Annotated in this window: 22 protein-coding genes, 2 tRNA genes and 1 pseudogene; 9 read left to right on the forward strand and 16 right to left on the reverse strand. The window is 37.3% G+C overall.

Going from position 1 to position 22989, the window contains the following annotated elements; all coding sequences use genetic code 11:
* Positions 1-11: 11 nt before the first annotated feature.
* The 14 genes and pseudogenes from Q7J67_03020 to accD form a co-directional block, all read right to left on the reverse strand.
* Positions 12-1337, reverse strand: a pseudogene (locus tag Q7J67_03020) (replication-associated recombination protein A).
* A complete protein-coding gene (locus Q7J67_03025; protein MDO9464250.1) occupies positions 1338-2270 on the reverse strand; it encodes a SurA N-terminal domain-containing protein in 933 nt (310 codons plus the stop codon). It lies immediately after the preceding pseudogene.
* Complete coding sequence (locus Q7J67_03030; protein MDO9464251.1) at positions 2270-3118, reverse strand: polyprenyl synthetase family protein; 849 nt, start codon at positions 3116-3118, stop codon at positions 2270-2272. Before Q7J67_03030 ends, Q7J67_03025 begins: the two co-directional genes overlap by 1 nt.
* Positions 3115-3351 (reverse strand): exodeoxyribonuclease VII small subunit, encoded by a 237-nt coding sequence (gene xseB, locus Q7J67_03035; GenBank protein MDO9464252.1) that lies wholly within the window; start codon positions 3349-3351, stop codon positions 3115-3117. The genes Q7J67_03030 and xseB overlap by 4 nt, the downstream gene beginning before the upstream one ends.
* Entirely contained in the window at positions 3332-4294 is a 963-nt protein-coding gene (locus Q7J67_03040) for an RluA family pseudouridine synthase (GenBank protein MDO9464253.1), read from the reverse strand. The genes xseB and Q7J67_03040 overlap by 20 nt, the downstream gene beginning before the upstream one ends.
* Positions 4295-4296: 2 nt before the next feature.
* Positions 4297-4369, reverse strand: a tRNA-Thr gene (locus tag Q7J67_03045).
* A gap of 10 nt (positions 4370-4379) precedes the next feature.
* Positions 4380-4452 (reverse strand) — tRNA-Phe (locus Q7J67_03050).
* A 35-nt stretch (positions 4453-4487) separates the two neighbouring features.
* Positions 4488-4970 carry a 2-thiouracil desulfurase family protein gene (locus Q7J67_03055; protein ID MDO9464254.1) on the reverse strand — a complete coding sequence of 161 codons (483 nt, stop codon included), beginning with the start codon at positions 4968-4970 and terminating at the stop codon, positions 4488-4490.
* Positions 4934-5623, reverse strand: a complete 690-nt coding sequence (locus tag Q7J67_03060) for an endonuclease III domain-containing protein (protein MDO9464255.1) — start codon at positions 5621-5623, stop codon at positions 4934-4936. The genes Q7J67_03055 and Q7J67_03060 overlap by 37 nt, the downstream gene beginning before the upstream one ends.
* Positions 5589-6041, reverse strand: a complete 453-nt coding sequence (locus tag Q7J67_03065) for a hypothetical protein (protein MDO9464256.1) — start codon at positions 6039-6041, stop codon at positions 5589-5591. The genes Q7J67_03060 and Q7J67_03065 overlap by 35 nt, the downstream gene beginning before the upstream one ends.
* Positions 6042-6126: 85 nt before the next feature.
* Positions 6127-7227, reverse strand: a complete 1101-nt coding sequence (locus Q7J67_03070; protein ID MDO9464257.1) for an NAD(P)/FAD-dependent oxidoreductase — start codon at positions 7225-7227, stop codon at positions 6127-6129.
* 45 nt (positions 7228-7272) lie between these two features.
* Positions 7273-7689, reverse strand: coding sequence for a secondary thiamine-phosphate synthase enzyme YjbQ (locus Q7J67_03075; GenBank protein ID MDO9464258.1), 417 nt, complete (start codon positions 7687-7689; stop codon positions 7273-7275).
* Positions 7676-9010, reverse strand: coding sequence for a folylpolyglutamate synthase/dihydrofolate synthase family protein (locus tag Q7J67_03080; protein MDO9464259.1), 1335 nt, complete (start codon positions 9008-9010; stop codon positions 7676-7678). Before Q7J67_03080 ends, Q7J67_03075 begins: the two co-directional genes overlap by 14 nt.
* On the reverse strand, positions 9011-9865 hold the full coding sequence (gene accD / locus Q7J67_03085) for an acetyl-CoA carboxylase, carboxyltransferase subunit beta (GenBank protein MDO9464260.1): 855 nt from the start codon (positions 9863-9865) through the stop codon (positions 9011-9013).
* 144 nt (positions 9866-10009) lie between these two features.
* On the opposite strand from accD, the gene xylB reads away from it, so the two are divergent.
* The 9 genes from xylB (at position 10010) to Q7J67_03130 (ending at position 21280) form a co-directional block, all read left to right on the forward strand.
* The gene (gene xylB / locus Q7J67_03090; protein MDO9464261.1) at positions 10010-11521 is read left to right on the forward strand and encodes a xylulokinase; all 1512 of its coding nucleotides are present in this window, start codon (positions 10010-10012) and stop codon (positions 11519-11521) included.
* Complete coding sequence (locus Q7J67_03095; protein MDO9464262.1) at positions 11485-12519, forward strand: PocR ligand-binding domain-containing protein; 1035 nt, start codon at positions 11485-11487, stop codon at positions 12517-12519. The genes xylB and Q7J67_03095 overlap by 37 nt, the downstream gene beginning before the upstream one ends.
* A gap of 98 nt (positions 12520-12617) precedes the next feature.
* The gene (locus tag Q7J67_03100) at positions 12618-13904 is read left to right on the forward strand and encodes an ArgE/DapE family deacylase (protein MDO9464263.1); all 1287 of its coding nucleotides are present in this window, start codon (positions 12618-12620) and stop codon (positions 13902-13904) included.
* A 42-nt stretch (positions 13905-13946) separates the two neighbouring features.
* On the forward strand, positions 13947-15029 hold the full coding sequence (locus tag Q7J67_03105; protein MDO9464264.1) for a DSD1 family PLP-dependent enzyme: 1083 nt from the start codon (positions 13947-13949) through the stop codon (positions 15027-15029).
* 26 nt (positions 15030-15055) lie between these two features.
* Positions 15056-15832 carry a 3-oxoacyl-ACP reductase family protein gene (locus tag Q7J67_03110; GenBank protein MDO9464265.1) on the forward strand — a complete coding sequence of 259 codons (777 nt, stop codon included), beginning with the start codon at positions 15056-15058 and terminating at the stop codon, positions 15830-15832.
* Positions 15833-15846: 14 nt separating this feature from the next.
* Positions 15847-17169: a sulfatase-like hydrolase/transferase gene (locus Q7J67_03115; GenBank protein MDO9464266.1), complete on the forward strand. Its 1323-nt coding sequence runs from the start codon at positions 15847-15849 to the stop codon at positions 17167-17169.
* A gap of 15 nt (positions 17170-17184) precedes the next feature.
* Positions 17185-18219 (forward strand): uroporphyrinogen decarboxylase family protein, encoded by a 1035-nt coding sequence (locus Q7J67_03120; GenBank protein MDO9464267.1) that lies wholly within the window; start codon positions 17185-17187, stop codon positions 18217-18219.
* Positions 18219-19943, forward strand: a complete 1725-nt coding sequence (locus Q7J67_03125; protein ID MDO9464268.1) for a hypothetical protein — start codon at positions 18219-18221, stop codon at positions 19941-19943. Before Q7J67_03120 ends, Q7J67_03125 begins: the two co-directional genes overlap by 1 nt.
* A 29-nt stretch (positions 19944-19972) precedes the next feature.
* Positions 19973-21280, forward strand: a complete 1308-nt coding sequence (locus tag Q7J67_03130) for a DegT/DnrJ/EryC1/StrS family aminotransferase (protein MDO9464269.1) — start codon at positions 19973-19975, stop codon at positions 21278-21280.
* On the opposite strand, the gene Q7J67_03135 is transcribed toward Q7J67_03130, so the two are convergent.
* Positions 21277-22062, reverse strand: coding sequence for an aldolase/citrate lyase family protein (locus Q7J67_03135; protein ID MDO9464270.1), 786 nt, complete (start codon positions 22060-22062; stop codon positions 21277-21279). The two genes, Q7J67_03130 and Q7J67_03135, sit on opposite strands and share 4 nt — an antisense overlap.
* Before the next feature lie 25 nt (positions 22063-22087).
* Entirely contained in the window at positions 22088-22924 is an 837-nt protein-coding gene (locus tag Q7J67_03140) for an aldo/keto reductase (protein ID MDO9464271.1), read from the reverse strand.
* Between the last annotated feature and the right edge of the window lie 65 nt (positions 22925-22989).

Genomic DNA, 22989 nt, shown 5'->3' on the forward strand with positions numbered 1-22989 from the left:
TTATTACTCCTTTTTCTCAAAATCTCCATACGCTCTTTTATTTTTTTTTCATATCCCTGTTCAGTAGGATTATAATACGCAGGAATATCAGGCGCATATTCCTGCTCCACATAATGGTCCTTATAGTTGTGCGTATACTTGTAATCCCGGCCATGGCCCAGAACCTGAGCTCCTGGATATGAGCCTACTTTAAGATGATCAGGTACTTCTTTTAATTTATTGCTCTTTACATCCTCTAAAGCCCTATCTATCCCAAGATAAGAAGCATTGCTTTTTGGAGCAGTCGCAATATAAGTTACTGCCTGTGCAAGAATTATCCTGGCCTCTGGTAAACCCACAAATTCAGACGACTGCAAAGCTGCATTAGCTAAAATTAGAGCATTCGGATCAGCATTGCCAACATCCTCAGAAGCGCATATAACAATTCGTCTTGCTATAAACCTTAGATCCTCACCTGCATAAATCATCTTTGCAAGCCAGTAAAGACTTGCGTCAGGATCTGAGCCTCTCATGCTCTTTATAAACGCAGAGATCGTATCATAATGTGAGCCTTCATCCTTATCGTATACTACCTGTCTTTTGCCAACAGCCTCTTCAGCCATCTTTATTGTAAAATGGATAATACCACTTTTATCGGGCTTGCCTAATAATACACCCAACTCAAGAGCATTAAGAGCCCTTCTTCCATCTCCGTCTGAACATTCAACAATATGTAACAATGCGTTATCATTCATTTCAATCTTCAATTTGCCAAGTCCTCTTTGCTTATCCTTTAACGCATTCTCTATAATAAGCTTTATATCTTCATTGGAAAGAGAATATAATTGAAATACCCTTGATCTTGAAAGCAATGGACTGTTTATTGTAAAGAAAGGATTATGAGTACTTGCTCCAATCAATGTTATAATATTATTTTCAACAGCGGGCATCAATCCATCCTGTTGCGCCTTATTAAACCGATGAATTTCATCAATAAAAAGTATTGTCTTTATATTGTTTATTTCCTTCCTCATTCTTGCGGATTCAATAATCTCGCGTATTTCTGAAATGCCGGATGTAACTGCATTAATTCTGTCAAAATGGGATTTTGTTACATTGGCAACAATATAAGCAAGTGTTGTTTTCCCTGTACCAGGAGGGCCATATAGTATTAGAGAGGTTATTTTATCATTATCAATGGTCTTTTTGAGAATCCCTCTCTCCCCTAGAATATGTTCCTGACCAACAAACTCTATAAGGGTTCTGGGTCTCATTCGAACAGCTAGAGGAGTGTTGCTGTCAAATTTTGAGTTTTGAGTTTTGAGTTTTGAATTTTTGTCAAAATCAAAGAGGTCCATTCATTCTCCCATATTCTTTTTAATATCAATATCTGCTTTCTTTTTAAGCTTATCTACCAAATCAACATATATCCTGTCTGCTTTCCTACTAAATAGAATTCTATATATCTCATCTCTAACCTCTGATAATTTTCTCACCTTTGATAGCTTTCTTCCTTCTAATCTTATAATATGATACCCTGTCTGTGTTTTAACTAAATCTGCAATCTCGTTAACTTTTAATTTTGATGTTGCCACGCCCAGTTCAGGCAGTAATTCGCTCACATTAATAAAACCAAGATCTTCTCCTTCCCTGGCCATGTCCTCTCCGCCTTTAATTCTTTCCAGAAGTTCATTTGCTGTTTGTTCAGCTACTTTCTCGTTATCTTCTATCTTGATAAGTATCTGCCTTATCTTTACCTGTTCAGGCTCTAAAAAATCCTTCTGATGAGCCTGATAATACTGACTAATTTCGTATGGTTCTATTCTCACCTTTGAATTAACTTTAAATTGAATTATCTTTTTTATCATCAGATTCTTCTTATACTTCTCCTCTAAAGTTTCCAGGGTTAACCCCTCATTTCTTAACGCGTCGTAAAAATCATCTAAACTTTTAAACTTGCTTTTTGCAGTATTTACCATTTTTTCTATCTCTATTTTGTCAACTTTAATATTCTCTCTTTTTGCTTCTCCTAATAACAGGCACTCTTTAATTAAATCATCCAGTATCGATTTCTTCCTATCTCTCAGCTGCTTCTCCAACTCTTCTCCGGAATAAGCCGTTTTGTATGCTTCTTCTATTTCAAAAACACGCTGCTTAAATTGACTATAAGTAATTACCTCTCCATTGACTGTTGCCATAATATAATCAATCACCTCGCTGAATGCATAAATAGAAAATAAGCAAAATATAAAGTTAAATACAATTGTTTTTTTCAACCAGTTCGCATCCATTATTCTTCCCTTTCTATTATAAACTGTGCAATTTGTCTGAGAATATCAGCTCTTTTACCAAAACCATCAAGCTTCACCAATGCTTTATTTATCAAGGCTTCAGCTCTTTTCTCGGATTCTTCTATACCCAAAAAGGCAGGATAATTAAAACCCTTCTCCCTATCCAGCTTTTCATCCAGTATGTCATCTGTAATCTGGAATGCAATTCCTATCAACTTACCGTATTCATACAATGCATCTTCTTCCGCTTTAGCTGCTCCTGACAAAATGGCTCCAATCCTGAGAGAAACAGCAATAAGAGCTCCTGTCTTATGAGTACAAACAAACTCTAATTCAGGCAATTCAGCCTTATCCTTATCCCATGATATATCAACTACCTGTCCACCTATCATGCCAAATGTGCCAATCGCTTTAGATATTAGATTTATTACCCTTAATGCAAGCTTGCTGTCCTTTACCTCTTCAGATAGTATTTCAAATGCGATAGTCAATAATGCATCTCCTGCAAGAACAGCTATGTCCTCTCCAAACTTCTTATGAGAAGTCAACTTCCCCCTTCGATACTCATCATTATCCATAGCCGGCAGATCATCGTGAATTAATGAGTAATTATGTATAAGTTCCACTGCACACGCAGCTGGCAACAGTTTTCTCTCTTCTTGCGAAAATATCTCTCCAGCAGCAAGCATCAAGATTGGCCTCAGGCGTTTCCCTCCTGAAAATACACTATATCTTATAGCCTCGTGTATGATCTGAGGATATTCAGTTTCCTTCGGCATATACTTATCAAGTTTGCTGTCTATGATCTTCTTTTTTGCAGATAGATAAGTTTCCAGGTTTAAGTTCATTTTTCCTTCTCGTTCAGTTCAAATGGTTCTTTATATGCAATGCCATTGACGTCTTTCTTAAGTATTTCCACCTTTTTTTCAACTTCTCTCAATTTAACCGAGCAAAACTTCGCTAGCTTTACTCCTTCTTCAAAGAGTTCCAGAGATTTATCTAAAGAAACACTGCCCTCTTCCATCTCCTTTACTATGTTTTCCAGCTTGTCTAGAGCCTGCTCAAATTTTAATTCTTTCATAACCTAATTCCCTTTCCATATCTATTAATTTTTTTATATCATCCGCTAAAGGCGCTATGAACTCTACATCCTTATTTGAAGCCGGATGAGAAAAACTAATTCTGTAAGCATGCAACGCCTGACGATCAATCAGACTATCCAGCTTAGATACTAACCCTTTACTTTCTCCGTATATTTTGTCGCCTACAATTGGATAACCAAGATAGGCCATATGAACCCGAATCTGATGTGTCCTTCCTGTTGTTGGATAAGCGTTAATAAGTGTATTCTGATGGTAACGTTCAATCACTTTGAATTTAGTTAATGCTCTTTTTCCGCCAATATAAGCAATTGCCATTTTTGTTCTATGCGATACACATCGGCCAATCGGTCTATCAATCTCGCCTTCATCCTGTGGGATCACTCCTCTTACAACGGCCATATAAGTCTTCTTCACCTTCCTGTTCTTAAACTGCTCTGCTAAATTAGCATGAGCACTATTGTTTTTTGCTGCAATAAGAACCCCTGATGTGTCCTTATCCAGTCTATGAACTATACCCGGACGCATAGGCCCATTCAAATCCGACAGTGTTTTGCAATGATACAATAAAAAATTCACAACTGTGCCAGAGACAACTCCCTGCGCAGGATGTACAATAATCCCTGCAGGCTTATTAATAACTATTATATTATCATCTTCATATAGTATATCAAGCGCCATATTCTCTGGCTTCAGCTTTAGCTCAGCATTATCTTGAAGCTCTGGGATAGTTATTAATATATTATCCCCTATCTTAAGAAAATATCCCGGCTTTGTTTTTTTTTCATTTACCAAAGCATGATTGGCAATAATCAAATTCTGAATGAAAGACCTGGAAACCATATCAAGCTTATTTGCCAGAAATTTATCTAATCGTTCTCCAACATTCTGCGCATCAGCTATAAACTTATATTCCATATTCATAGAGCCCACGACCAGAGTCGAACTGGTGACCTCATCATTACGAGTGACGTGCTCTACCAACTGAGCTACGTGGGCATAAAAAAAGTGCCGGGGCGCAGAATTGAACTGCGGACACGCGGATTTTCAGTCCGCTGCTCTACCGACTGAGCTACCCCGGCAATTTGAACTTAACACACTGCAATTATACAAATTTTTATATTAATGGCAAGCTTCTATTTAGATGCTTTACTGAAGCTACAAAATTCTTATAATCAATTTCAAGGAATTTTATGTTCTTCCCTGTTCTTTTTTTTATCTCTTCAATAAAAATTCCGTTTTCATTAACAAGTTTTTCTCCGCGATAGACCTTACTTAGCGAACATGAAAGAGAACGTGCTATGCCAATTATTATTTTATGATCTATCCCCTTAAAATCTTCCAGTGTTTTTACTACACTTTGGGCTAATCCTGTGCAATGTTCTCTAAAGCCTGCTATCTTTTCATACTCATCCTTTGGCATTTTAGCTCGCTTCCCAAGAAAAGAGAATTCAGGACATGGCAGTTGTTCCAACAAAACATCATGTCCAGACATTAATTTACCAACAGCCTTTACTGTATTTACGTCAGGTTTAGAAATCCCGTCTGCTCTAACTTCGGGATTTAATAGACAATGTGATACAAACAGAATAGTTTGCATTTTCTCCTCAATGGACAATCTTTGCACACTGGTCTTGTTTTGCAGTAATTCTTGCCTAACTCAACCAGAAGAGCGTGAAACTCCTTATAAACTTCTACATCTTCTGGAATACTGCTTTCAAAAAAAAATTTTAATGATTCATAGTCCAACTCATGCGTTAACTGCAGTCTTTCACAGATGCGTTTTGTATAAGCATCTATTACAAAAGAAGGTTTTTCTGCAGCATAAAGAATTATTGAATCAGCGGTTTCCGGACCAATGCCCTTAAGTGACAGTAATTCAGCTCTTAAAGAACAAATTTCTTTATTGAACAGTCTCTTTAAGCTGCTATTATATTCTTTGAAAATGTAGGTGCATATATCCTTTAGTCTTCTGGCCTTCTGTCTGTAGAAACCTGTTGGCTTTACATAAACTTCTAATTTTTCGAGAGAAAGATTAGACATTTTACATGGATCCAGAACATGCTTGTTCTTTAAATTCTCAATAGCCTTTTCTACATTTTTCCAGGCTACCTGCTGGGTAAGAATTGTACCGACAACTACTTCAAAAGGAGTCTCTGCTGGCCACCAATGCTGCGGGCCGAAATGGGAAAGAAGAGATGTGTAAAGCTCATAAGGATTAAGAAGGGGTTGTCTCAGATTCGGTTTCCTCAAGTTTCTTTTCTTCCTGTTTAATATCTTCTGACTTTTGATTTTCTTCAGGTGTCTCTTCTTGAGGCTTTTTCTCTGGTTCTTGAACTTCTGTAGGGATTTCTTCTTGTGGTTTTTCTTCGGATGGTTCAGTTTTCTCTAATTCTTGAGTCTCTTTGACAGGTTCTTCAAGTTTCTTCTCTTCTGTTTTTGTGGCTTCTTTAGGAGCTTTCTTCTCCGGTTCTGCTTTTTTCTTCTTTGATTCTTCTTCTTTCTGTTCTTTTCGCAGAATTTCGTTTACTAGTCTTTGCTTTCTTTTTATTCTTTTCTTCAAAAGCCTTATTTCTTTATTTCCTGCTACTTTTTCTGCTTTCTCTATTTTCTCAGCAAGCTTTTTCTTTAGTGTCTCTATCTTTTGCTTTAAATCTTCAACTATTTTCATACGTTTACTCCTAATGGTTTTAAGTTTACTATCAGTTCGCTACATTATCATATTTCTAATTAATTGAAAAGCTTATTTTACCTGTCTAAAAAATGCTACTTACATGCCGACCTATTGCTAGACAAGAGGTTAATGCAGGAGAGTCCATGCCAATAAGATTAATCAAGCCTGGAAAGCCTTTTTCCTGCTCATGGGCAATAATAAAATCCCTTCCTGATCCTTGAAGACGTGGACTTATTCCAGCCATATCAGGAGACAAATCTTCCAATTTTAAACAGGGAAGAAACTGTTTGCAATCTTCAAAAACCTCTTGTTTGTAAGAAGAATCAACACTATAGTCAATTTTCTTCTCTATTTCATAATTTTTTGGTCCTAATTTTACCTGTCCTGTAAGATCAATTACTGTGTGAACTCCTACACCACTTTTGCGAGCACGGTAAATCAGCGTATTTAGAGGTAGGGTGTTTTTGTTTTTGACCCTGAAATACTTGCCCTTTGAATAGTATAAGGAGTATCCAGCTTCTTTGGTATTTATCCTAACCATCGCAGCTATTGTATCAGAATGCAGGCCAGCACAGTTTATCACAAATTCAGAGATAAGGCGTGTTTTTTCACCATTTGCGTCTATAACGTTTAAAACATAGCCATCCTGATGCTTATCTAGACCTGTCACCTTCGTATTATAGGAGATAATGACGTCTTTCTGAGTAGCCCTGAATTCGAGGTATTTCATTAAAGAATGACTATCAAGGATGCCTGTTGAAGGTGAATAAAGTGCTTGAATGCAGTGTAATGTAGGACAATAGCTTGCTATCTCCTCTTTAGAACAGAAACGAAGATCTTCCACTCCATTCCCTTTACCTTGTTTCAAAAGATTTTCCAGTATCTCAATTTCATATTCATTGGTTGCAACTATCAGCTTCCCCACACGGTTATGAGGAATACCAGCTTCTGTACATAGTTGATAGAGTAGCCTTTTCCCTTCCACACACAGTCTTGCTCTTAAGGAATCTCTTGCGTAGTAGAGTCCAGCGTGAATGACCTCACTATTTCGGCTGGAGGTGTCCTGTCCGAAGGAAGAATGTTGTTCCAAAACTATAACATCACGTTTTCGTTTGCTGATTTCAGCAGCCACAGCCAAGCCCACTACTCCAGCACCAATAATTACTACATCAGTCTTCATCATTAATTCATTGGGTGACAAATCATTCATATCTAAATAATTTTGGACCTATTCCCCTATGATCTTTACTAAAACTCGCTTCCTTCGTTTGCCGTCAAATTCCCCATAGAATATCTGTTCCCATGGACCAAAATCAAGCTTCCCATGTGTTACTGCAACCACAACCTCACGCCCCATTACCTGACGCTTCATGTGAGCATCTGCATTATCCTCAAAGCCATTATGCTCGTATTGAGAAACTGGTTCATGAGGTGCAATCTTCTCAAGCCATTTGTCATAATCATGAATCAGCCCCTGCTCATTATCATTAATATATACACTGGCTGTTATATGCATAGCATTAACAAGACACAAGCCCTCTTTTATTCCACTTTCCCTGAGCGCTTTTTCCACTTCAGGTGTAATGTTTATATAATCTCGTCTGTGCGGCGTTTGGAAAACAAGTTCTTTCCTATATGATTTCATTTCTAATCACCTCCAATAATTCTCCAACAAGATATAATGAGCCAGTAACACAAACCAAGTCATTTCTATTTGCTTTCTGGAATGCATATTTTAATGATAAAGATATGTCTTTTTTTACAATAATACTACTGGTGAACTTTTGTGCCTCTTGAGCTAGAATCTCAGGCCTCAATGCACGATCAGTGCTTGTAATATTAGTAAAAACTGCGATTGAATCCTCTGAAAGAAGTATTTTTAAAATATCTCTGCGATTTTTCTCCTTCAATATTCCAATTATGAATATTAATCTATCATATTCTATTTCAGAAATAGTCTGCTTCAGAACCCTTGCACTGCTGGGATTATGCGCTCCATCACAAATCAGCAAAGGATTTCTTCTTAATACCTGAAATCTGCCCTGCCAGATTGTTCTGCTAAGACCTGTTTTAATAGCATCTTCAGGAACTTTAAAACCAAATAATCGAAGCTTCTCTGCTACTGCAATAGCCAGTACAGCGTTAGTTATCTGATGTTCTCCAAGTAGATGAATTTCTAAATCACTATATGAATAATTATTCCCCTTAATCCAGAACCCTTGCCTGTTAATATTAGAACTTGTTCTTCCCCATTTATACTCAGAGTTTATGTCAACTAATCTTGCTTTTTTCTCTTTTACCATGTTGCTAATTATATCCAGCACCTTCCGTTTTCTGCTGCCGCTTATCACCACATTGTTTTTTTTTATTATGCACGCTTTTTCATAAGCTATATCTGTAATTCTCTTCCCAAGCACATCTGTGTGTTCAAGCCCAACATTAGTTATTACTGATATAATCGAATGACACACATTTGTTGCATCTAACCTCCCGCCCATGCCAGTCTCACATATCAAAACATCTATCTTCTCATCAGCAAAATACTTAAAGGCTAGAGCAGTAATAATCTCAAAATAAGTTGGATGATTCATGCCAAGAGTATTCCTCATATGCTTGACAGCTCTCTTAATATCAGAAACGATTGATATTACTCTTGTCTTAGGAATAAACTTTTCTATGATTTCAGATTCTTGCCTGACGGACTGCGTTTTTATACCTATTCTTTCTCTAAAATCAACAAGGTGGGGGGATGTATAAACTCCAACCTTATACCCTGATAAAGCGATTATAGAACCTGTGAATGCAGCAACTGAACCCTTGCCATTGGTTCCTGCAATATGCACTGCTTTGAACCTATAATGAGGATTTCCAAGCAGGTCAAGCAAAGTCTTTATATTATTTAATCCGAGCTTTATCCCAAAGTATTGAAGACTATTCAGGTAGTCTAATGCCTCAAGATATGTCATTTACTTCTTACGAGCATCAAAATGCTTAATAATATCTACAAGTTTCTTCTTCAACTCCCTACGATCAACAATCATATCAATCATACCATGTTCAAGAAGGAACTCTGCTCTTTGAAAACCTTCTGGAAGCTTTTGATGAATTGTCTGTTCTATTACTCTAGGCCCAGCAAATGTTATTAAAGCACGCGGTTCAGCAATTATCACATCTGCCTGAAATGCAAAGCTTGCCGAAACTCCTCCTCCTGTAGGATCAGTTAATACCGAGATGAATGGAATTTTTTTATCACTTAAGCGAGATACAGCTACACTTGTCTTTGCCATCTGCATAAGAGAATATATCCCCTCATACATTCTTGCACCACCACCTGAGCCTGATACACTCACAAAAGGAATTTTTTTATCTATTGCCATCTCTACTGCTCTTGTAACCTTTTCTCCAACAACAGATCCCATGCTTCCCATGATAAATCTGTAGTCAGTAAGTGCAATAGATACTTCAAATTTCCCAATTTTTGCTTCTCCGTATAAAGCCGCTTCCCTAAGGCCTGTCTTTTTTTGTTCCGCCTTTATCTTATCCTTGTAACTCTTATAAGCATTGAAGTTCAGAGGATCAGTAGATTGCATATTTTTGTCATATTCTGTAAATGTATTTTTGTCTGTTAACTGAGCAATTCTATCCTGAACTGGTATTCTATGATGATAGCCGCATTTTGGACATACACTGAGATTTTTATTCAGATTCTTATTATAGATAATTTCCCCGCATCCGGGACATTTTGTCCATAAGCCATCAGGAATATCTCTCTTCTTTGTAGCAGGAAGTACAGTATATTTCCGCTTACCAAACCAGGCCATTCATGCCTCCATATTCGTTGATTTAATTCTACATAAGAAGATATATGTTGTCAAGTTAACGACCTGCAGCTATATAGTCTTGCTATGATCCCTAATTATTTGATAAAATCACTCAATTCGAAAAACAAGTAAGAGGAAATAACAATGGAATATGTTATTGGAATTGATATAGGCACAACAGGTGTAAAGACTCTTTTATGTAACAGCAAGGGAAAAATAATTTCAAGTGCACTTGTTGAATATCCCCTATCCCATCCAAAGCCAGGCTGGGCAGAACAAGATCCATCTGACTGGTGGATGGCTACGATAGAATCTATCAGATCCGTCCTGAATAAGACAAACATTAATAAAAAAGATATCAAAGCAGTAGGATTAACAGGGCAGATGCACGGCGCTGTTTTTCTGGATAGCAATAATGATGTACTTCGGCCAGCTATACTCTGGTGTGATCAGAGAACAAGTTCTGAATGTGATGACATAAATAGAATTATTGGAAAAGAAAATCTAATTGCACTTACCTCTAATCCAGCTCTTACAGGTTTCACTGCTCCAAAAATCCTCTGGGTCAGAAAAAATGAACTTCATATCTATGAGAAAACCAAAAAGATTCTGCTTCCAAAAGATTATATAAGATTTAGATTAACCGGAGAATTTGCAAGTGATGTCTCAGATGCATCAGGAACTTTATTGTTTGATGTGAAGAATAGGAAGTGGTCAGATGAAGTCTTAGAAAAGCTAAACATTGACAGAAATCTGTTACCTGAAGTTTATGAGTCTACAGAAATCACAGGGACACTAACTAAAGACGCTTCCGAGCTTATTGGTTTGTCAACAGAAACAGTAGTAATTGCTGGCGCTGGGGATCAGGCCGCAGGCGCAGTTGGAAACGGAATTGTAGAACCAGGCATTATATCCTCAACAATAGGCACCTCTGGTGTTGTTTTTGCATATACAGATCAAGTGAAAACTGACCCCTCAGGTAGAGTTCATACATTTTGCCATGCAGTTCCTGGCAAATGGCATGTTATGGGAGTAATGCTTGCTGCAGGAGGATCTTTTAAATGGCTTAAGGAGATGCTTGGATCTGGTTCATATCAGCTAATGACTGAACAAGCATCAAAAGCTCCAACTGGAAGTGAAGGATTAATTTTTCTCCCTTATCTTATGGGAGAGAGAACACCACATGCTGACCCGGACGCAAAGGCAGTATTCTTTGGAATTTCTCCACGGCATACAAGAGCTCATATTATCCGCTCAGTAATGGAAGGAGTAAGTTTCGCGCTGAGAGATTCATTAGAAATTATTAAGGGATTAAACATTCCCGTATCCGAAATCAGGGCTTCCGGAGGTGGCGCAAAAAGTAAACTCTGGAAACAGATCCAGGCAGATGTTAATAAAGAACCAATTTATACAATAAATGTTGATGAAGGCCCAGCGTTTGGAGCTGCATTACTTGCTATGGTTGGCGCAGAAATTTATTCTTCTGTACCTGAAGCCTGCAGGCATACTATAAAAACAATAGATAAAATTGAACCTGTTACAAAGAATGCAAAAATTTATGATGAATACTATAAACTGTACAAAAGATTATATTCCTCTTTGAAAGATAATTTTAAACAATGCTCAGAATTAATCAGACAAGGCACAAAAAATTAATAACCATGGATCCTAAGTCAATAGATGACATTCTAAGTAAAAAACTCCTATTAGAACTCCGAAGGTTGTTTTACAAAGCAACTGGCATGACGATATCCTTTATAATCGGCAGACGAGGGGGAGATATGGATTTTTTTCCTAAGTCGGAAAGAAGCAATTTTTGTAAGATTATTCACTCAACTCCTCAAGGTAAAGCGAGATGTTTTCTTTCAGATTCAGAAGCTATCCAGATTGCTTTTAAAAACAAAAAACCTCATATTTACGAATGTCACGGTGGACTGGTTAATGTTGCTGTTCCAATAATAATGCAGAATAAATTATTAGGTTCTATATTATCTGGACAGATAGTTGCCAAAAAACCAACAAACATGAGTTTTTTATCCGTAAAGGAAAAAACAAAAGAACTAAGAATTAATTATGATAAGCTAAAAGAGGCATATAAAAAAGTTAAAATTGTTCCTCGTGAGAAGGTAGATATAGTTGTAAAATTACTGTTCCTCATTGCCAACTTCATTGTTGAAAAGGAATCTGTAATAGTGCTCCAAAAGGAACTCATCCATCAGCAGAAGAAGATAGTAGAAGCAAACAAAGAAAGAGAGCAGTGGAAAAAAGAATTGCGAAAAGCCATGCCTTTTATTGAAATGGAAACTGTCTCTACCAGGGAACATTCACGACATGAAAAGATTATCATGGAAGCTAAAAGATTTATTGAAACCAATTTTACAAAAACTCTGAACCTTAAAGATGTTGCTGAAGCAGTTTATCTGAGTCCTAACTACTTCAGCAATCTATTCAAACACTATACAAACTATACCTTCCACGAATATCTGATGAAGATCCGTATTGAAAATGCGAAAGAGCTTCTTAGTAGATTAAACCTTAATGTGTCACAGGTATCAAATCTTGTGGGATATGATGATCCGAACCACTTCAGCAAAGTGTTTACAAAAATAACAGGATATTCTCCCCAAAAATACCGCCAGAACTTCTTGGGATAAAAATCGTAAGAATCTCCAGAAAAAAGTAATTTAATCTAGAGACAAACTTATGATTATATTTTAATATCTTATATGAGAGGAACTTGAAATTACCAATAATGCGAAATTCTATACAGAATAAATTAATAGAACTTGTTGAAAAAAAGAGAGATGACATAATTCGTTTTGTCCAAAATTTAGTTAGAATTCCCAGCGTAAACAGTCCCCCTGATGGTGAGGAGAAAGAATGTCAGGAATTTATTGCCAGTAAATTGAAAAAATTAGATATGGATGTAGATATGTTTACTCCTGATGAGGTTCCCGGCATAAAAGACAGTCCTTTCTATGTTCCAAATCGTAAGTATGTCAACAGACCGAATGTCATTGGAAGGATAAAAGGTCTCGGAGGCGGGAAGAGTCTGCTTTTAACCAGTCATGTAGATGTTGTTCCGCCAGGAAAAATAAAGTGGGAACACGACCCATGGGGCGGGGATATAAGCGAATCTAAAATATACGGCAGAGGCGCAGCTGATGCCAAAGGCGGACTTGCTGCACAAATCACAGCTGTTGAATGCATAAAAGAACTCGGGATTAATCTTAAAGGAGACTTGCTTTTTGCCAGTGTGGTTGATGAAGAATTTGGAGGCATGAATGGCTCATTAGCTGTGTCTCTGAATCTTGGGCGAATAGACGGTGTAATACTCTCGGAGCCGACATCTCTTTGTGTCATGCCCGGCTGTGCAGGGGGCTTGCAATATGAAATAGTAGTCAAAGGACAGTTTGCTTTTGAAGGTCAAAAATACATGGGTGTAAGCGCAATTGATAAAATGTATAAGGTTATTAAAGGGCTGCAAAAACTTGAAAATGAACGCAATCGAAAAGTAAAAGCAAGCCCCCTGTTTTCGGAATATCCTATTAGAACTCCAATCACTGTAATATCCATAAAAGGCGGTGATTTCGAAGTGGGTGGAGTGCCTGATTCTTGCAAGATTATGGTTTGGCATGGAGCGATTCCTGGAGAGGATAAGATAGCGGTCATGGATCAGCTTCAGAATATTCTAAGAAAGGTTTGCGAAAAAGATATTTGGCTTAAAGAGAATCGTCCTGATTTCAAGGTAATCGGCACCTGGTTAGATCCGTGTGAAATACCTTATGACCACTTGTTAGTAAAGACCATAAGTTCTAATGTCAAGAGAGTAACAAAGAAAGACACAGTTATTAAAGGGATGGAAGGAAGTTGTGATTTATCTCGTTTTGTAATCAGCGGTGGTATTGCTGCGGTTGTATTGGGACCTGGTAATATTAAACAGGCTCATGCTGTTGATGAGTCCATAGAAATTGAAGAGATAATGAAGGCAACTAAGATAATTGCTCTTTCAGCAATAGAATGGTGTAATTCACAATGAAAGCTATAATCAAGTCCAAAGCAGGCCCTGGAGCAGAGTTAAATGAAGAAAAAAGAGATTGATACGCCGGCTTTATTATTAAATTTAGACTTATTTGAAGCAAATATTTTTCAAATGGCTCGCTACTTTGAAGGCATAAGAGCAAATCTACGTCCTCATGTAAAAACACATAAAACTCCTATGATTGCAAAAAAACAGATTGAAGCAGGGGCAAAGGGAATTACCTGTGCCAAGCTCGGAGAAGCAGAAGTTATGGCAAATCACCAGATCGAGAACATTCTTATTGCTAATCAAATTGTTGGAAAGCAAAAGATTAAAAGGTTGATTAAACTTACCAAACGTGCGGATTTGATTGTAGCGGTAACCGATCATGAAAATGTCCGGAACCTCTCCCTAGCCGCTGAGAAAGAAGACATTAAACTCGATGTGATAATTGAAGTAGAGGTGGGAATGAACCGATGCGGAACTGCGCCGGGACTGGAAACTCTTGAATTAGCAAGGGGAATTGTGAAGATAAAAAATTTGAATTTCAGAGGGATAATGGGGTATGAAGGTCATGTCATGGTTCCTATGGATATTGAAGAAAGAAGACAAAAAACTTTGCAGGCGGATAAACTATTGGTTGATACTGCCAAACTGATAGAGAATACGGGAATAAAAGTTGAGATAGTCAGCGCAGGTGGAACAGGCACTTTTGATATAACTGGAAACTATCCGGGAATTACCGAAGTTCAGGCAGGTTCTTACTGCTTGATGGATTCTTCTTATCGAGAATATAAAAACCTTATGTCAAAATTTCAGTGTGCAGTTACAGTATATGCTTCAGTTATTGGAAGACCTACTGCGGAAAGAGTAGTGGTGGATACAGGACTTAAGAGTATAAGTATTGATCAGGGTATTCCTTATCCTAAAGAAAAGAATTTTTTCAAGGTTGTAGAACTTCATGAGGAACATATGTGTCTGGAATTGAAACGTCCTGATTTAAAAATAGATATAGGAGATAAAATAGAGTTTATTCCTTCTCATATTTGCACTACGGTTAATCTCCATGATAAATTTTATTGTATAAGGGGAAATGAGTTAAAGGAAGTGTGGGATATTGAAGCAAGAGGAAAGTCTCAATAATTTTTAAAGAAAGGGGGGTCTTAAAAATGAGGCTCAAAGAGAAAGTAGCTTTAGTAACAGGTGGCTCAAGAGGTATTGGTAGAGCTGTAGCTTTGGAACTGGCAAAAGAAGGGGCTGATATAGGGGTAAATTATGCAAAAAATAAGGCTGCTGCAGATGAAATTGTCAGCAAGATTCATTTACTCGGAAGAAATGCTATTCCTATTCAGGCAGATGTAGGTAAAATAACAGATATTGAGAGGATGGTAGAGCAAATTTGGGAGGAATTCGGAAGAATTGATATCCTGGTGAACAATGCCGGTATAGCCTATATTGAACCCTTCTTCAAAGTTAGTGAAGAAACATGGGACAGAACTCTGGATGTGAACCTAAAAGGCACCTTCTTCACCAGTCAAATAGTGGCTAATAAGATGATTAAAAAACAAATTGAAGGCAGGATTATTAATGTATCTGCCACTAATGGTCAGGTGGCAGAAGTGGATACTGTCCACTACAATGCTTCCAAAGGGGGAATGGATATGGTAACTTGCTCCTTAGCTATTGAACTGGCTCCTTTTGGGATAAGGGTCAATGGAATAGCTCCTGGCATCATTAAAACAGAGATAGATGTGGATTTCTTTGCCGACTCCAAATTCAAGGAACATTATCAACAGCATATTCCTATGCGAAGATTTGGAGAAGTCGAAGAAGTGGGGAAGACAGCTGTATTCTTAGCCTCGGATGATTCTTCATATATCACGGGACACACAATAGTAATAGATGGCGGTCTACTCTGTGAACAGGTTCCTAAATTACAAAACTGAGAGGAATTTAACATATGAATATTTTACTCATTATGCCTGAGGCTCTTAGACCTATGAATCTGCACTGCTGCGGTTATGCAAAGCAAACAAGTCCTTTTATCGATAAATTAGCGCGTGAAGGAGTCTTGTTTAGGAACGCAATAGCTCAGACTGCTCACACCTATCCTGGCGTAGCTTCTATTTACACAGGCCTTTATCCTCATACTCACGAACTTGAAGCAGAAGAAAGCTATAACAGGATAAAAGAGATATCATGGAGTTATCTTAAATCTAGACGGGAATTTAAAAATTGGGAGACTCCATTAGATATCCTTAAAAGAAAGGATTATCGGATAATTGGGAAATATGGGGGAAGTATATCTCAGCCTCTTGGGTGTACTACTGATATACATGATGAAGGAGGCATATTAAAAGCTATAGAAAAGTATAAGGACAATGAATTTCTCATAATGGATATGTCTTATCGTACCCATATTGCATATCAGGCAGAACCGCCATATGATACGATGTTTCTTCCGGAAGGATATAAGGTTACAGATAATTTCAAAAAATACGAGCAGATGGTTAAAGAAACCGGGCATGGATACATATTAAATCCAAAACTTGTTAGCAAGAAATATCAGAAAGCAAAGACAGCTACAGCGTGGAAAGTTTTTACTCTTTCCAAAGAGGACAGGCCTTCAATTATAGCGCGATATGACGGAGCTTTGAGAATGCTGGATATGGAAATAGAAACCTATATTAAAAAGCTTGAAGAGCTCGGTATTTTAGACGACACCCTGATTATAATAACCTCAGATCACGGAGAAGAAATACTGGAGCATGGATCCTTAGGGCATGCATCCTGCTCCATGGCAGGAACTCTGTATGAAGAAAATGTAAGAATTCCTCTGATTATGAGATATCCTAAAGCATTACCACAAGGGAAAATAATAGACACACAGATTGGTCAGGTAGATATAATGCCCACAATATTTGATATGCTCGGCCTCTCTATGCCTGAGGGGACAGAGGGGCATTCTCTTATGCCGCTTATCAAAGGAGAAAAAGTAGATTTTAATGAAGAAACTTATCTGGAAACGCTCAAATGTGGCTGGCAGACTTTGCCTGATGATGGAAGAATGTTGTGGGCAGTAAGAACGCCTGAATGGAAACTGATTTTTAACTATGATTATAAGAACGAAGAAGACAAGGGTTCTTACGAATTATATAATCTAAAAAATGACCCGGGAGAAAAACACAATCTTATTGATAAAGAACCAGAAATAGCAAAAACATTTGAAAATAAATTAAATAAGAAGATAAAAGACAGACTGGCATCACTTAACAGACGATAACAAGGGAGGTATGATATGGCTTATGAAGGGGTAATGGATGATATCCAAACATGTGTAAATCTGGGCGTTCCAAAGAGAGTTCCTGTATTTGCCAATAGTGAAGAATTTGATGTTAAATGGTATGGGAAATATATCTATGAAGATGTATGTCAGGATGCAGGCAAGTTAGCAGAGGTATGGATTGCGGCTGTAGAAGAGTTTGATTATGACTGGGCATGGCTGCAAATTGATGATTGTATTGAATTCGAAGTATTAGGAATTGGATGTCACGGAGAAGGAAATATTCTTCGCGCAACAAAAGATTATCTGCCTGCAACACAGGATACATTAAAAAACCTCAAAATACCTGATCCAGACAAAGATGGCAGAATGCCGATGAAACTTGAAGCAATAAGGAAAATAAGAAAGCATTTTGGAGAAAGAGTATGTTTATGTGCCAGTAATGCAGCGCCTTTTTCTTCCGTGGCGCTTCTATACGGGCTTACTGAAACAATGATGCTCATTCACACAGATTCCAAGCTGCTTAAAGATACCTGCGATTTTTTTGTTGAACTTCAAAAAATGTGGGGAGTAGCTCAAATTAAAGCAGGTGCACATGCTATCTGGCTAGGCGACTGTAATTCAATGAGTAATCTCATATCTGCGCAGCAGTATAAGGAATTTGCATTTGAACCATGCAAAAAAGTTACAACAGCATATAGAGAAGCAGGAGGTCTAACATTTCTACATAATAGTGAGGAATCTGTTCCTCATATAGAATTAGAAACTCAGCTTGGAGTAAGCGCAATAAGCGTAGGACCTGGCATAGACATTGAAAAAGCAAAGGAAACAGTAAAAGGGAAAACATGTCTTCTGGGTAATCTGGACCCAATAAATATTTTGATGAATGGAACTCCTCAGCAGATAGCTAAAGAAACAGAGAGAATCATGACTATTGGTAAAAAGGATGGTGGATATATATTCAATACCGGTGAGATGAATCCAAGTGATGTTCCTGTCGAGAATATGAAAACAATGATCCAAACAGCAAAAAAATTTGGAAAGGATTAATGGCAGACTCAAATAAGAGCAAGGGGAATCTTGCAGTCTTAACAGTAATAGACAGCAGCAAGAAGGAATTCCCGTATGTTAAGCAAGGATTCTTTCTTGCTTTTCGGCATTTAGGAATTCCTTACAGAACAATAGATTTATCAAAAGAAAATTTAACCCCGGGAAAAATCGCTGACTGCCGAGCTGTTGTTATTGCTCAGGAAGGGATAGGAGAAAAGTTTTCTTCGGCTGATGGAGACAGTATCAAAAAGTCCGTAGAAGAGTCTGGTGTGGGGTTAATTAATTTTGATCATCGCCTGAATTCCTATCCTTCTGTCCTGCGTAACATACTTATCGGTACAAATAAAAATATTAAATTTAACGCATCAAAAGGGTTGAAAATAAAAGATACTCATCATTTTATCACTGAAACCTACCAAGAAAATCAAAAGACAGAATTTTTGCAGGATATTGAAGTGGCAATTCTATCATCGTCTTTTGAGAAAGATAATCTTATTAGCTCATTAGAAAATTATCCTGTTCTAAATTTATCGCGTCTTGGCAAAGGAAGAGTTATCCAATTTTTTATCTCTCCCAGGATGTGGCACTGTGAATATTTTGGGCACCTGCATGGGTTAGATGGGCTTTTTTATAAGTCAATTATCTGGGCAGCAAAAAAACCGTTTTTGATGATGGCGATGCCTCCGTTTGTTACAGCAAGGATAGATGACTGTTCCGGTTCAGAAAGTCATTACATAACAAATGGAAAAAGCGCAGCATTAAATTTCAGATACATCGATACATTGAACAAGTATGGTTACATCCCTAATATCGGTCCATTCCTTGATGACATTACAGATAGTGATGGGAAAATCATAAAGAAAAAATATGATAAGAAACTTGCTGAATTTTCTCCACATGCATTTGGAGAGAGTAAGGATAGAAAAATTAAGAGTATGATATATATGAAGCATAACGGAGAAGAATATACCAAGAAAGAACTTACAAGAAATTTCGAGAAAGTAGACAGGAAGTTTTCTTCATGGGGAATAAAGCCATCAAGAGTGCTTAACGCGCATTACTGTGAAACAGGAATTAACTCTATTCCCTTCCTGAAGAAAAGGGAACAAAACCTTCTAATGGGAATTTCTGTATTGTTTGGGAAAAGATACAGTGATCCTTCGCCAGAAAATTGGAAACCATACGGGATAAAGAGAAGAGACGGGAAATATGCTTTTATTGCTGATTATATGCCTGATTACCCGGAATTTTTCAATTTATCAAATGCATTCCCTTATGAGGAGCGCATTGATTTTCTTCATGGGAACACAAAATTCGAAGGAGAAAACAAAAAAAATGCTATAGAGGATGCAATAAAAAAAGGAGTTGAAATAATAACTCTGGGACTGGATAGTTTATTTTTTGGATGTCTCCTGACACATGAGCAGAGAATCTCTGCTATGAATGCTGAGGAATGGGAACAAGTTCTGAAGGGTATAGACAAATTAACTTCAAAATATAAAAAGATATTTAAAGGATATGATTATATTGCTGAATACGCAAAGAGTAGATATGACACAAAAATAACAGAGGCAAATTATAATTCCACAACAGAGCAGATGATATTAAAACTAAAAGGTAAATCCAGTTTGCCGTTAAAAGTTTATGTTTATAATGATGAAAGCTGTCAACATAAATTTAAAGAGATACCAGTATTCGAGGGGGAGACGCAGATTAATTTTTAATTATAAATTATTAATAGGAGAAATAGGAAATGGGAAATGGGAAATCAGGACATGAGGCTACTGGAAGCAAACCAACAAGTTCCAAGCCGGATGACGGCGTTACACTAAGAGTTCCTTACTCTTATTTTGGTGCAATGTATGATGATGATGAAGAAAAAGCCGTCCTCAGGGCAATGAAACAGGACAGGCAGACAAAAGGACCTCATCTGGAACAATTCCAGAAAGAGTTTGCAGCTATGTGCGGAGTAAAACATGCTCTTGCAACCTCTAACTGTACTACTGCGATGCATGCAGCAACTCAGGCTTTTGGTATTAAAGAAGGAGATGAAGTAATTATTACACCAAACACATTTATTGCTACTTCTCTTGTGCTTTTAAAAGAAGGTGCAAGACCTGTATATTCAGATATTGACCCAAAAACATATAACATCGACCCAAAACAGATAGAAGATAAGATAACTCCTAAAACAAAAGCGATTTATGTCGTTCATTATGGCGGGCAGATGTGTGATATGGACCCCATTATGGAGATAGCAAAAAAACATAATATCTATGTTTTGGAAGACTGCGCTCATACACCCGGAGCAGAATACAAAGGAAGAAAAGCAGGAAGTATCGGAGATATTGGATGTTTCAGTTTTCATTCTTTAAAAAACATGACTACATTAGGTGAGGGAGGCATGGTTACAACTAATAATGATGAAATAGCTGCAAGAGTAGCAAGGCTTCGCGCAATGAATACAGCAACGTGGGACTTCCCTGAAGGACAAAGCACATTCAGTTTTGCAGGGTACACATTGACAAAGACAGGTATATCCGATTACTGGATTCCCTCACATCATGATGTTGTAGATGACGATGGAAAGTGGGGAAATAACTACAGAATGAATGAAACCCAGGCTGCAGTCGGGATATGTCAGCTCAAAAAGTTAAAAAAGATGAATGAAAAACGGAGAGAATTCGGGCGTTATATTAATGAGTCCATCAAAGATATTAAAGGCATAACTCCGGTATATGAAGACCCAAACTGTTACCATGTTTATCACCTTTATACCGTTTGTGTCGAAGAAGAAATGGGCATAGAAAGAGACGCTTTTATGCGCGTTCTTTACAGAGAGTATGGGGTCCAACCAATATTGCACTATCAGCCAACATATCACTATACCGGGTTAAAAAAGTTAGGTTATCCTGACAAGCTCTGTCCAGTTGCAGAAAAATTCTTTTACAAAAGAGAACTAAATCTTCCCATACATCCGAGATTAACGAAGGAAGACTGCAACATAATGATTGAAGGAATTAAGAAAGCTGCAAAAAAGGTGAGAAGATGCGAGCGCTAGCGAAGCAATTTTGAGACAGAATCAAATTCTCTTTTTATCCCACTAAATCCCTTAGCCAGTAAAATAACAGCTGCGCCCCAGCAGAGAAATCTAGCCCCTTTCTCCAGAAACTTCTCAGCAGATTCAGCATTACCAATAGTAATTCCCCAGTGTTTGCCATGCCTTTTTGCCGCATCAGCAACCTTGTCTATAACCTGCTGAAGCTCAGGATTATCAAAATCCAGAGGTCTGCCAAGACTCTGAGAAAGATCTGCAGGACCTACAAGTAATATATCTATCCCATTTACAGAGGCTATATCGTCAATTTTTTCTACTGCCTCTTTATCCTCTATTTGAACAACAATAAAAGTTTCTTCATTGGACTGCGTCATAAATTCCTTCATTGGCTGTAATGAATGGTCAGTATGCGCTTCTATCCCATCCATTCCTCTGAGTCCTATTGGCGCAAATTTTGTATTTCGTACTGCCCATTCTGCTTCTTCTCTACTCATACAATGCGGAACCATAATCCCGTTTGCACCGGATTCAATAGCTCGAAAATAGCTGAAGTATCCCGCTTTTCTGATTCTTACCATTGCATCAATATCTGTGGCACGACAGGCAAGACTCATATTCCAAATATCGCTATCATTGAAGTCCTGATGTTCATGGTCAATCCAGATACAGTCATACCCAACTTTACCTATCAGCTCACAGATTTTTGCTGATGGATATGGTGTTGGGCTGCCAACTAAAACTGGTTTATTCTGCCGAAGTTTTTTTAATACGCTACTTTGTCTCATATTCGCTCCTTAAGTTTTTATGAAATTATAACCATCCGTTATTTGTCCATTTCTTCATATCAATAAATGATTGGTCCGGATATTTTAATTTTTTTAATCTGTCCACAGTTTCTGAGCTTAGAGGTTCTGTATCTGCATTTTTAACTGCCCGATCAATATACTCCTTTTTATCCATTCCCAGAATGGTTGATGTTACTCCACTATTTGATAATACAAACTTTATAGCCAAATCAGAGAGCGATTCAATTTTCCCATTTATGAAAGAATTATATTTCTCTATGTGCTTTACAATTGGATTTAATTCTGATGAAATTTGAAATCTTTTATCAGTAAGAATACCTTTCATAAGCGCTGACCTTACAATTATGCCTACACCCTGCCTTTTTGCCATAAAAATAACATTTTCTGTCTGTTGCTCAATTAGATTGTATGCTACCTGCAGAGCATCAAATACTTCTTTTTCCAGAGCTTCTTTTGCCATACCAATACCATAAGTGGATGCACCAATTAATCTTACCTTCCCCTGCTTTTTAAACTTATATAAAGCATTTAAAACATCGCTACAATAGAGTTTTTTATCAGCTTCATGTATTTGCAATATATCAATATAATCTGTTTTTAATAACTTCAGGCTTTTATTGATACTATTATTAATTTTCTTTTCAATTACTGATTTTGAAGGAAGCATACCATTTTCTAGAATCAATGCTAATTTTGTCCCAATTACTACACTGTGTCTTTTACCTTTTAATGCCTTACCTAGAATTTCTTCACTCCTGCCATATGCAGGTGCTGTATCAAAGAAATTTATTCCCTTATTTATAGCATAATCTACAAGTCTGGATGTTTCTTCCTCTAACAAAATACATGACTTACCATTAATTTTTATCCCATATTCACACCCAATAGAGGCACATCCAAATCCTA

It is taken from the genome of bacterium (assembly GCA_030652805.1).
Lineage (GTDB): Bacteria > JAHJDO01 > JAHJDO01 > JAHJDO01 > JAHJDO01 > JAHJDO01.